We start from the raw sequence: 11630 nt of genomic DNA, 5'->3' as shown, positions 1-11630 counted from the left end.
GTAATAAAATCGCCGGAAAAGAGACATGACCTTTTTTTACATGCGCGTTGTACAGGACGTGTTTTATGTTTTACTTGTAGGAATGATTTCCGAGTAAACGCTTGGATGGGAATGGAATAATTTTTGTAGGGGAAATTTTAATAATTGTTACACAGTACTTAAACATATGAATGAATTGACCGAATCCAGAGAGGCGCTGGATCTGTTTTTGAAAAACCTCCGGGAAAGAACAGGAAAGAACCACAAGCAACTGGAAGAAAACCGGTACTCTAAAGTTATTCTGGATCCGGCTGTAACCCTGGCAGACTATCAGACTTATATTGCCAAATTATATGGAGTTACAACGGCTTGTGAACGAGATGTTTATCCGGCTCTGGGTGCAGTTTTTTCTGATTTGGAAGAAAGATATAAAACAGAGCAAATCACGAAGGACCTTCTCGAAACGGGTATTTCAAAGGAAAAAATCGCGGTTCTGCCCATTTACCAATTCCGTTTTTCAACGATTGCAGAGGCATTGGGCGTTATGTACGTACTGGAAGGTTCAACGCTGGGCGGAAGGGTTTTGTACAAACATATCAACCAGACACTCGGCTTGACGGAGAAAAATGGAGCTTCCTATTTTTGGGGTTATGGATCCAAAACGGGGATATTGTGGAAAAATTTCATCTCCACGTTCACCGCATATGCCGTTGAAAACAACTGCGAGGAAGAAATTATAACAAGTGCCGAACACACATTTTCCATCATCGATCAGTGGCTTAGCGAAGCAGAGATAACTTTGTAAAATGAATATTACCGATATCGTTAACAGGGATGTTGTAAATCTCACCAACTGTGAAAGTGAGCCAATTCATATTCCGGGAACCATACAACCGCACGGATTTTTACTGGGGCTCAAAACTGAGAATCATATTATTGATTTTTGCAGTGCCAATAGCAAGGATTTCATTGGTTTACCACCCGAAGTTTTGCTGGGAAAACCTTTGTCTGTTATTTTTTCGGAAGTGCCGTATGCCGATTTTATTTCCTATGTCCGCGAGGATGTTAATGATCGCGCACGTCCGTTTGTTTTCAGCTTTCATGGCGAATCTTTTAATACGACCGTACATCAAAGTGAGCAGACACTCATTCTGGAATTTGAGCCATTTCCCGACGAAGCACTGGATCTCCCCAATCTTTACAGTCAAACCCGCAGTTTCGTTTCGTTGATGGAACAGCATGACTCGCTCATTGAATTATGTAACGATATTGCCATTGAGACGCGCAGAATTACAGGTTATGACCGCGTAATGATTTACCGGTTTGACGAGGAATATAACGGAGAGGTGATCGCCGAAGCCAAGAGAGATGATCTTGAATCTTTTTCAGGACAAAAATATCCGCATACGGACATCCCGCCGCAGGCAAGAGCGCTTTATGTCAAAAATCCGCTCAGGATTATTGCCGACGTGGACTATCAGCCGGTACCGCTTTTGACGCTCAATAATGGCGACGAGAAAAGTAATAAGTCACTCGATCTGAGCCTTTCCGTGTTACGAAGCGTGTCGCCGATCCATGTCGAATATCTGAAAAATATGGGTGTGGGGGCCACACTGACGATCTCGCTTTTACAGAATAACAAGCTTTGGGGATTGATCGCCTGTCATCATTATTCAGCCAAGGTGCTGGCGCATTATACACGGTTGGCGGCGTTGTTGCAGGGGCACTTTCTGACTTCCCAGATCAGGGTAAGGGAAGTGGCGGAAGAGTTTGAAATTAGTCAGGGGGTGGAGCAGGCTTTGCTGGAATCTTTGTCGCTGCTCCATGAAAATGAGAATTTTATAGATGACTATGCCACATCACCTTCGCTGCTTAGGCTTGCCAACGCGCATAGTTTTGTTATTTATCACCAGGGGAGGTTATATAAAAACGGAAACGTACCCTCGGATGCTGAGCTGATTAGCTTGTTTGAATCGTTGTCGGAGAAATATCCGAAGACGGGGCTGCATACGGAACAACTTATTGATATTTTTCCGGAGTTTGAAAATCTTTCGAAGTATGCTGCGGGTGTCATTTATCATTCGATAGCGGCCGAGAGTCCCGATGGGGTGCTTTGGCTGCGTGCAGAACGCCGCGAAACCATTAACTGGGCAGGGAACCCACATAAAGCAGTCGTTGTAAACGAAGATGGTGGCATAAGACTTTCGCCCCGCAAATCTTTTGCTTTATGGATGGAGGAAGTGAAAAACAAAAGTGAAAAATGGAGAAAGGCGGAGATCAATTCGGCTTCCAGTTTCACCTATGCTTTGCAAAAACACATCAATTTTCACTACGTCAGAAATCAGGAGAACAAAAACCGGATACTTAATGACGAGCTCAAGGCGGCAAACAAGGAGCTGGCCAATCTTAACTGGATCAGCACCCATGACCTCAAAGAGCCTCTGCGTAAAATTCAGATTTTTGCCTCCAAAGTGCTTGACCGGGAAAATCCGGATCTGTCGGCGCAGGTAAAAGATTCGGTGGAACGGATGCGTTTTGCTGCCGGAAAGATGCAGCTGCTGATAGAAGATATTCTATCTTACTCAAAGGCTGGCAGCATCGATAAGGTTTTTGAAGAAACAGATTTGAATGCTGTTTTTCAAAGTGTTTTGCAGGAGCTCGAAGACAATATTACCGAGAAAAATGCAAGCATTGCGGCAGACTCACTGCCGGTGCTGAGGGCGATACCATTTCAGCTGAATCAGTTATTTATCAATATTTTGAGCAATGCATTAAAGTTTTCTGATGAAAACGGCCCTGCCATCATAACCCTTAATACCAGCGTCGTCGAGGGGAAATTGATTCCGGAAAATAAGACGCAGACCGACGGTCTGTTTTATGCAATTGCTGTCCGCGACAATGGTATTGGCTTTGAGAAAGAATATCAGAACCGGATTTTTGATGTTTTTCAACGGCTTCATCCTGCGCATAAATATCCGGGCACAGGCATCGGACTGGCGATCTGCAAAAAGATCATGGAGAACCACAAGGGGTTTATCACCGCTGATTCCGAGCTTGGAGCGGGAGCGGTTTTTACACTTTATTTTCCTGTAAACGGGCAGGAATAACAAGGTTTTGGTGAAGAATCAGCTTGTAACTTTATCCATAAATTCTTTACGGAAATTGTCTCCAAGTGTTAATACAAGCTCTTTTTCATAACCTTCGGGCTGGATTGTGGTGGTGATTTCATGGTGTGTGAAAAACCGGACCGCCTTTAAAGCAATGATATCTTTTTTACTGATCCGGCAGAAACTATCTTCCGGCAGTTGCGAGAGAAGTTGTTCAAAGGAGATATTTTTAAGGATAATCTCGATACCATTTTCCAGATAGGCGATTTTGTCGCGCTTGTCTTTTTCGGCGGAGGTGATCAGTAAAAGCTGTTCAAAACCAAGCAGCGCCTTGCCTTTGTTGGTATTGAGCTGCATAAACTGTTTCTCGGATTTTCCCTTCTCGATAAGCTTGGCAGCCTTGGCAACTGCCTTTTCGAGCCTTTCTTTCTGGATCGGTTTACGAATGTAATCGATGGCATCCAGGTCAAAGGCTTCGGCCGCAAATTCTTTGTAAGCTGTAATGAAAATGACCGGTTTCCCCTGCAACAATTGTGCGACTTCCAGCCCGTTGAGTCCGGGCATTTCAATATCGAGAATGCACAAATCGAAATCCAGGCTGGTGCTGGCCTGCATCAGTTTCAACGGGTCGTTAAATGCCTTGACAACTTCCAGATCCGGAATTTGTTCGCAAAGCATGCGCAGGTAGGTTAAGCCGGGCAATTCATCATCCAGCAGAAGACATCTGAGCTTTGTGTTCAAGCAGGTTAATTTTCAGGTGAGCAATGTAAATATCGTTTTCCGTGGTGTGTTCCAGTGTATAATGCGGGCCATAAACCAGGTCGAGCCGTTTTCGTAAATTCTCCTTACCAAAACCGCTTTTTTCTTTTTTTAGTATTGGTTTAACACTGATTTTATTGGAAACGACCAGCGAAAAAGTTGAGTCGGTAAGGGTCATAACAATCGCTATAAACGCGTCAGGGCTTTGGATATCAGCATGTTTAAACGCATTTTCAATCAGGTCGATCGTGATTAACGGAGCGACCAGTTTTTGATTCAACAGGATATCTTCCGGATCAATTTTATTCTTTATTCTAAGGTCGAACAACGGGCTGACTTTTAGCCGATTGATCTCGATCAGGCTAAGCGCAAAATCGGTTTCTTCCTTTAACGTCACATAGTCGCAGTCACTTTCGTAGAGTATGTAGTCGAGAACATTGGATAATTTGTCGAGCGCGTAATAACTCTGGTAAGCGTGTGACTGGATGGAGTTGAGCACATTTTTGAAAAGGTGCGGATTGAGTTTCGATTTGATTGTTTCCAGCTCAAAATTTTCCTTCCTTACGTCGGACTCTTCCGCTTTTTCTTCCGATTTTTCCCGGAGCGTGGTCTCCGTTTTAAGACGGATGACCAGATAAATGATCACCAGCAGGCTGACAATCAGCGCGAGGATGATCGTGTACAGAAAAATGCCTGAAATGTTAACTGTGCCTTCCATACGGCAAATTACACTCAAAACCGGTATCCTGCACCAAATCTTACGCCGGCTTCAATAATTCTTTCCTGATACTGTTCCTTGTCTGCGGCAAAAATCGCGTGTTTCCGGAAGTAAGGGCTGACCGAAAGGGTTATCCTTTTAAACGCATATTTTCCGCCGATTCCGAGTCCGGCGCCCAGTCCTGATTGTCCGTCGAGGCTTCTGTTTTCTTTTTTATTGAGCTCGAAATCAGCGATAAGACCACCGTTTAGGAAGAAATATTTTCCGAAAGTATAATTGCCATAAATCGGCACGGTGAGCAGTTCAATGTTTTCCGGGCGGGAGGTATGTTCCACGGCGGGATGTGGGGCCGGGGCTATTGAAAATTTAAACCGCGAATATTCCAGACCTGTTTCGAAAGCAAAATTATTTTTCAGCGTTTTAATATATCGCAATCCAATAACGCTGGCACCTTTTCCGTCGTGGCTCGCAGCGCCCGTCAGTTCATCTTTTCGCACGAGCTCATTCGCTGCAAAACCATAAACGATACCAAACTGGTGTGACGACTGGGCAAAAGAACGCGCCGGAAAAATGAGGATTAATAAAACGATGTAGCTATTTTTCATGTTGAATCAGGAGTGAAGAAAGGGCGATTGATTTGAATTTCAAGTTAAGTTACAAAAACATGATGTAACCTGTGTTAACCGAATTTTAATTGTCGGCATTTTTTCTGGAAAACAAATTGTTTAGAATAATTATAATTAACGAAAATAGCTTAGTACATTTGCCAGTACCAGATATCACGACTATGGAACCGAATACAAAATTATACTACGATACCAATGAAGTAGCCGCGATGGTTGGCTGTGAGGCTTCCGCTTTGCGTTTTTGGGAAAAGAAATTTCCGCAGCTGGCGCCCAAAAGAGATTCTAGAAACCGTCGTCGTTATACGGAGCGGGACATAGAGGTGATCCGGAAAATCATGCATCAGAAGGACAAGCAGGGCCGGACGATCAAGGGTGCGCGCGAGCAGATGCGCAGGAAGGAAGAGTCGCAGCTGATGATTTACAGACTGACAAGGGTAAGGGATTTTCTTGCGGAATTGAGGGATAATTTATAATAACAAGGATTGTTCAGCATTTGAGTTAACGATATAAAATGAAAAAAGTACTTCTTTCAGCGGCACTTTTGATGGGTGTCTCAGGGTATGGTTTTGCACAAAAAATAACAGCTGCTGACGTTAAAAAGCATGTTGACCTGCTTGCTTCGGATGAATTTGAAGGACGTGGGACTGCAACTTTAGGTGAAATCAAGGCCGCAAACTACATCGCGGATTTATTCAAGAAATCGGGACTAAAACCGGCCGGGACCAATGGTACGTATTTTCAGCCTTTTCAGGTTACAGCCGGAATAGACGGTGTAGCCCATCAGATGACAGCCAGAAACGTGGTAGGTTTTCTTGATAACGGGGGCGAAAAAACAATCGTGATTGGTGGCCATTTTGACCATTTGGGAAAAGGTTATCAAAGCGGCTCGCTGTCGCCGGACAGTAAAAACTACATTCACAACGGTGCGGATGATAACGCGTCCGGAACTGCTGGTGTACTTGAACTGGCAAAATATTTTTCCTCGAACGAAGCGAAGGAAAAACATAATTTTCTTTTCATTGCTTTTTCGGGAGAAGAGCTGGGTTTGCTGGGCTCGAAGTATTATACCGAGAATCCGACTGTGCCTTTGAAATCCATTTCTGCCATGATCAACATGGACATGATCGGCAGATTTAATGAAGAAAAAGGAATTATTATTTCGGGGTGGGGAACAAGTCCTGCCTGGGGAGCCATCATTCCGGATCTTGCCAAAAAACAAAGTATGAAATATACGATCGATTCTTCCGGCGTCGGCGCTTCGGATCATACTTCGTTTTACCTGAAAAATATTCCGGTCCTTCAATTCTTTACAGGCGGGCACAGCGATTATCATAAAATCAGCGATGACGCGGATAAAGTCAATGCCGATGGAGAGGTTAAAATATTAAACCTGATTGTAGCTTTGTTGGGAAAGCTGGATAACGAAAAATCTGAGCCGGCTTTTTTGACGGCTGGAAACCCACATTCAGGTGCTACTACTTCCAATTTCAAAGTAACGTTGGGTGTTATGCCTGATTATAGTTTTTCGGGAAAGGGGCTTAAAATCGATGGCGTGTCCAAAGCGCGTCCTGCGGATGTTGCCGGCATCCTGGCGGGTGATGTGATTACTAAGCTGGCCGGAAAAACGATCAATACGATTTATGATTATATGGAGATACTGGCCGAACACGAAAAGGGGCAGCAGGTTGAGGCTGAATTGCTGAGAGGTGCCGAGAAAAAAGTGGTAAAGGTTACTTTCTGATAGAGGATAAGCTGCAATTACTGAATGAGTGACGAATAGTAGGATAGAGAAGTCAACTTTTGGAAAGTTGACTTCTCTCGCGTCAGATCCTCCTGTATCTAAAATATTTCCGCCTCAATAGCCCCTCGCTTCCCAAGCTCTATAACTTCCATTTTACTGATCAGCCCCTCGTGCAGATTGAAGCGCAGCAAAGTCCTGATCTTGTGAAATCCCTCACGCCCGGCAGCACCAGGATTGATGTAAAGCATATTTTTTAAGTCCTTGTCGCGGATCACCCGCAGGATATGGGAATGTCCGCATATGAAAATATCGGGTAATTCAGACTTTAACGTGGGCATTACCATCGGGTTATAACGTGGCGGTGCACCACCGATATGTGTCATCCAGATACGGAATCCTTCCAGTTCGAAATGTAAATTCTCATGTGAACGTACCTGTATTGCCTTTTCGTCGATGTTTCCGAATACAATACGGACCGGCTTAAATGCTTCCAATTGGTCAATAATCGCTACTGAACCAATATCGCCCGCATGCCATATTTCATCGCAGTTAGCGAAGTGTTCAAATACACGGGGATCAAGATATCCATGGGTGTCAGAAAGCAAACCTATACTTTTCATTTATCGTGTTTGTCAATGGGTACGCGTCTTGTTTTGCCTTAAAAAAATAAATATAGCTAACGGTATAATAAAGTTGGATTATGTCAAGTTCTTTTTGAAATATAGAATCTCCCCAGCCGCTAATAGTCCGCAAATTAAGTAATTATTATTTTAATAATTTTTTTGTAACCAATTGTTGCAAAAACGTATCTTTGCAAAATTTCTGTTTCTTAATAAAAGTTAAAAAATTATCCAATGGATACAAATTTATGTTAAAACTAAAAATTTAGTTGTATTTGCATTCTTGTTTTTATAATATTGCGCAACATTATTTTTAACAGTACACACGTTTTCCTGCTCACCTAAATTTAGTAATTAGCCTTGAAAAAAATCCTACTTCTGTTATGTTGTAGTCTCATTGGTTTTGCCTCGCTCGCGCAAAATACGGGACGTTTTACCATGAAAGGAATTGTCGGTGATACCGCCGGCGTTGGTCTTCCCGAAGCAACCGTGATGTTGTTGTTGCCAAAAGATTCATCCCTTGTCAATTTTGGGAGAACGAACAAAGACGGCTCTTTTGAATTTAGAAACCTCAAACGGATTTCCTACCTTTTTAAGGTTTCCTATGTGGGTTACCTTCCTTATCAGCAGCTTGTTAATCCTAATGATGGTGATGTGACCAATCTCGGAAAAATGAGCATGAAGATTCTTAATAATGACCTGTATGAGGTTGTGATCAAGACTGCCAGGGCGCCTTTAAGCATCAAAGGTGATACGGTTGAATATGATCCAAGAGCATTCAAAGTTCCACCGGGATCCACCGTTGAAGACCTGATCCGGAAACTGCCCGGTATGCAGGTAGATGCCGACGGAAATATTAAAGCGCAGGGGGAAGACGTCAAACGTGTGACGGTAGACGGTAAGCGTTTTTTTGGAGATGACCCTAAAATGGCAACGAAAAATCTCCCGGCAGAAGCCATCAATAAAGTACAGGTTTTTAACGGTAAGACCGAGCAGGCGAAAGTGACGGGTGTTGACGACGGCAAGCGAGAAAAAACACTTAACCTGGAACTGAAAGACAGTCACAAAAAAGGTGGTTTTGGAAAGGCTGTGGCTGGTGTCGGTACCGATTCAAGACTTGAAGGGAAGGTCAGTTACAACCGGTTTGATGACAAACAACAGGTTTCCGTCCTTGGTTTTGGGAACAATACAAACCAGTCCGGTATCGCCAGAAATGATTATCAGGATTTCAAGGGCAGCCAGTCCTTTAACTGGGGTGACGATGGGGACTTCGGGTTTTCCAGCGGGTTCCGGTATTTTGGCGACGGAGGAGATGAATCCATAACCATTCAGCCAAACTATGGCGGAGGCTCTCAGGGTTTTACAAAAAACTGGGCCGGCGGCGCCAACTACAACTTCGATACCAAGAAAACAAAACTTAGTACCAGTTATTTTTACAACCAGACGGACGCGGTGAACGATGTTATGTCGAGCCGTGAGAACTTCCTTTCCAATAACGCCTCATATCGCTCGACGGACAAAAACAGAAGGGGATCTTTTGCGGGGAACCACAGACCAAGTTTTCGTCTGGAAAAAGTACTGGATTCATTGAATACCATCATTCTGATCAGTAATTCGAGGATCAATAACGGAGACGGCGACTACGATAGTTTTCAGCAGTATTACAGGGGCGGAGATACTTTATCCAATAGATCTACGGTTAACAACAGCAGTTTGTATAACTCGTTTGCGATGTCAAACCTGCTTTTATATCGTCGCAAATTCAAAAAGAAAGGCCGGAATTTTGCAGCTAGTCTGGGTTACAACATCAACAATTCGGATGGTTCTTCTTTCCAGAATTCGATCAATGAATTTTTCCTTGATCCTTCCCGCAACAGCCGGATCAATCAGAAGAATGATACGGAAAGCAATCGTACACAATTGAAGGGAAGTTTGTCTTATATCGAACCTTTTGCCAAGAAGTTTTACTGGGAAACGTTCTACAATTACAGTCTGCGTAAAGATGAAGTGGACCGGAATGTGTTCGACATCAGAGAAAATAATGTGGAAGAAGTTAACAAATTCCTGACGCGATATTACACCAACGACTTTACTTACAACCGCCTGGGGACAAGTGTAAGATACTCGCACAAAGGTTTGAACCTGTCGGTGGGTGTTGCGGGGCAGCAGTTTGATTTAAAAGGGAAGTTCGCCGCCGATCAGACTTCCACGCAGATCACCAAGGTTGACCGCTCATTTTTCAAAGTGGTGCCTAATGTCTCCTTGAATTATGACCTGAAAAAGAACCGGTACTTATACATGCAGTATGGCCTGAATGTGCAGGAGCCGTCCATTGCCGACTTGCAGCCCGTGGTTGATAACAGTAATCCACTGAATATTGTTGAAGGTAATCCGAATCTGATTCCTCAGTCGAGCCACAGTGTTTATGGAGGTTATCAGATGTTTAACCCTTCGAGTTTTACCAACTTTTACGCGAGCCTGAATTACAGCTATAATGTGGATCAGATTGTTTATAACAAAACGATTGATGAAAACCTGGTGACAACCACAAAGCCGATGAACATTTCGGGAGGTTATCGTTATGGTACTTATCTGGGTTTTGGTTTTCCTCTGAAAAAGACAAAAGCCACGCTGAATTTGAATACGGGTCTTAATTACAGCAGTAACCTGACCTATATTAACAGCATTGAAAATGATACAAAAACGGATGGTTACAATTTTGGGTTGAGACTGGATCTGACGCCGAGTGACGTGTTTACGCTTTATAGTAATGCAAACTGGAATATTGCCAACACGAAATATTCGATCAATACCAACCAGAATCAGAAGGTTTTGAGCGCTTCCTATGGTGCCGAGATGAACGTAAAAATGCCGAAGGAGATTTATTTCAACAGCCGTTTTTCTTATAACACATATACGAATAACCAGTTTGGTTTTAGCCAGAGGCAGCCAATCCTTAACTTGTCGGTTTATAAAATCGTCCTGAAAAATAAAAGGGGAGAGGTTCGTTTAACTGCGAATGATGTATTTAAAAAGAACCTGGGTATTTCTCAGTTTGCCACGTCCAACTATTATACAGAGTCAAGAACACGGACATTGTCGCGTTATTTTATGCTGAGTTTTACCTACAATATGAGGGGAATGTCGGCATCTGTAAGACGTAATAATAACTTCTAAAATCGTTCGACGGATCTCAGCTGCTTTTCGGGCAACTGAGATCCGTTTTATAAAGCCATAAATTAAAATAGGATTTTATATGAAATCACTGGTTGTAACACTGCTATTATTAAGTACTGTTTGTCTTTCCGTTTCGGCGCAGAAAATGGAGGGGGAAATTACCTATGAAAAGACTTATCACTGGACAAGAATTTATTCAAGACTGACTTTTTTGAGCAATGAAGAAAAGGACAGGCTTAAAATGACCTGGGGGAAAAACGACGAATATAAAAAGGATATGAAGTTGTATTTCAATGAAAATAAAACGTTCTATTCTTACCCGAAAAATCAGGAAAATGATGGAGGCTGGTCGTGGAATGAAACGGATTTTAGAATATATCGTGACCAGCAAAGTGAAAAAAAGACCGACGTTATCGAAATGCTCGGCAAGACTTACATCGTTGAAGATTCCATCAAGTCGCCTAAATGGAAGGTGATGAATAAAATCAAGGAAATTGCGGGTTATATGTGTATGATGGCTGTAACTGAGGACACTATCAAAGGACAGAAGATTACGGCCTGGTTTGCGGATAACCTTCCCGTGCCTGGCGGGCCGGAGCTTTACGGCGGCCTTCCGGGGATGATCCTGGAACTGGATGTCAATGACGGCGATATTACGGTCACAGCGAAAAAAGTAGAAATGAAAACAAATACGGAAGATATTGGCGTGCCCAAAAAACTGAAAGGCAAGAAGATCAATAACCAGCAATACGATCAATTGTTATCTACCCATATCAGGGACAGTATAAAAGCGCACCGAAATCCTTTTTGGGCGTTACCATATTAGGGGTTGAGTGATGGTTCATTAGGATTTATTAACAAAAGAAAAAGATATTATTAAGTACGAATTAATTTATAGTTTTT

The 11630-nt window shown here is 43.0% G+C and carries 10 protein-coding genes; 6 read left to right on the top strand and 4 right to left on the bottom strand.

The genetic code is table 11. The features are described 5' to 3' along the window. The first annotated feature begins 166 nt into the window (after positions 1–166). A complete protein-coding gene (locus M1L62_RS25750) occupies positions 167–784 on the top strand; it encodes a biliverdin-producing heme oxygenase (RefSeq protein WP_254562529.1) in 618 nt (205 codons plus the stop codon). A 1-nt stretch (position 785) separates the two neighbouring features. After that, positions 786–3086 carry an ATP-binding protein gene (locus tag M1L62_RS25745; RefSeq protein ID WP_254562528.1) on the top strand — a complete coding sequence of 767 codons (2301 nt, stop codon included), beginning with the start codon at positions 786–788 and terminating at the stop codon, positions 3084–3086. Positions 3087–3104: 18 nt separating this feature from the next. Here M1L62_RS25745 and M1L62_RS25740 read toward each other — a convergent pair whose 3' ends face one another. The 3 genes from M1L62_RS25740 to M1L62_RS25730 are packed head-to-tail and all read right to left on the bottom strand — an operon-like array spanning position 3105 to position 5168. Continuing rightward, complete coding sequence (locus tag M1L62_RS25740; RefSeq protein WP_254562527.1) at positions 3105–3827, bottom strand: LytR/AlgR family response regulator transcription factor; 723 nt, start codon at positions 3825–3827, stop codon at positions 3105–3107. Then, the gene (locus M1L62_RS25735; RefSeq protein ID WP_254562526.1) at positions 3793–4563 is read right to left on the bottom strand and encodes a sensor histidine kinase; all 771 of its coding nucleotides are present in this window, start codon (positions 4561–4563) and stop codon (positions 3793–3795) included. Before M1L62_RS25735 ends, M1L62_RS25740 begins: the two co-directional genes overlap by 35 nt. A 14-nt stretch (positions 4564–4577) precedes the next feature. Then, on the bottom strand, positions 4578–5168 hold the full coding sequence (locus M1L62_RS25730) for an outer membrane beta-barrel protein (RefSeq protein WP_254562525.1): 591 nt from the start codon (positions 5166–5168) through the stop codon (positions 4578–4580). Positions 5169–5350: 182 nt separating this feature from the next. Between M1L62_RS25730 and M1L62_RS25725 the strand changes: the two genes are divergently transcribed. After that, positions 5351–5662 carry a MerR family transcriptional regulator gene (locus tag M1L62_RS25725; protein WP_254562524.1) on the top strand — a complete coding sequence of 104 codons (312 nt, stop codon included), beginning with the start codon at positions 5351–5353 and terminating at the stop codon, positions 5660–5662. Between the two features lie 38 nt (positions 5663–5700). Continuing rightward, positions 5701–6930, top strand: a complete 1230-nt coding sequence (locus M1L62_RS25720; RefSeq protein ID WP_254562523.1) for a M20/M25/M40 family metallo-hydrolase — start codon at positions 5701–5703, stop codon at positions 6928–6930. Between the two features lie 98 nt (positions 6931–7028). Here M1L62_RS25720 and M1L62_RS25715 read toward each other — a convergent pair whose 3' ends face one another. Then, positions 7029–7550 (bottom strand): metallophosphoesterase family protein, encoded by a 522-nt coding sequence (locus M1L62_RS25715; protein ID WP_254562522.1) that lies wholly within the window; start codon positions 7548–7550, stop codon positions 7029–7031. A gap of 360 nt (positions 7551–7910) precedes the next feature. Here M1L62_RS25715 and M1L62_RS25710 point away from each other — a divergent pair, with 360 nt between their 5' ends. Both M1L62_RS25710 and M1L62_RS25705 read left to right on the top strand, forming a co-directional pair. Next, positions 7911–10727, top strand: coding sequence for an outer membrane beta-barrel family protein (locus M1L62_RS25710; protein ID WP_254562521.1), 2817 nt, complete (start codon positions 7911–7913; stop codon positions 10725–10727). 79 nt (positions 10728–10806) lie between these two features. Next, positions 10807–11553 (top strand): GLPGLI family protein, encoded by a 747-nt coding sequence (locus M1L62_RS25705; RefSeq protein ID WP_254562520.1) that lies wholly within the window; start codon positions 10807–10809, stop codon positions 11551–11553. Positions 11554–11630: the final 77 nt, after the last annotated feature.

The sequence above is a fragment of the Dyadobacter diqingensis genome (assembly GCF_024220585.1).
Lineage (GTDB): Bacteria > Bacteroidota > Bacteroidia > Cytophagales > Spirosomataceae > Dyadobacter > Dyadobacter diqingensis.
The sequence above is the reverse complement of the archived record's forward strand: the minus strand, read 5'-3'. Positions and strand labels throughout refer to the sequence as shown.

Bases quoted from the DNA above. Each gene is read 5' to 3' on its own strand.
- M1L62_RS25715 (WP_254562522.1), bottom strand. From the start codon at position 7,550: ATGAAAAGTATAGGTTTGCTTTCTGACACCCATGGATATCTTGATCCC.
- M1L62_RS25720 (WP_254562523.1), top strand. From the start codon at position 5,701: ATGAAAAAAGTACTTCTTTCAGCGGCACTTTTGATGGGTGTCTCAGGG.
- M1L62_RS25750 (WP_254562529.1), top strand. From the start codon at position 167: ATGAATGAATTGACCGAATCCAGAGAGGCGCTGGATCTGTTTTTGAAA.
- M1L62_RS25735 (WP_254562526.1), bottom strand. From the start codon at position 4,563: ATGGAAGGCACAGTTAACATTTCAGGCATTTTTCTGTACACGATCATC.
- M1L62_RS25725 (WP_254562524.1), top strand. From the start codon at position 5,351: ATGGAACCGAATACAAAATTATACTACGATACCAATGAAGTAGCCGCG.
- M1L62_RS25745 (WP_254562528.1), top strand. From the start codon at position 786: ATGAATATTACCGATATCGTTAACAGGGATGTTGTAAATCTCACCAAC.
- M1L62_RS25705 (WP_254562520.1), top strand. From the start codon at position 10,807: ATGAAATCACTGGTTGTAACACTGCTATTATTAAGTACTGTTTGTCTT.
- M1L62_RS25730 (WP_254562525.1), bottom strand. From the start codon at position 5,168: ATGAAAAATAGCTACATCGTTTTATTAATCCTCATTTTTCCGGCGCGT.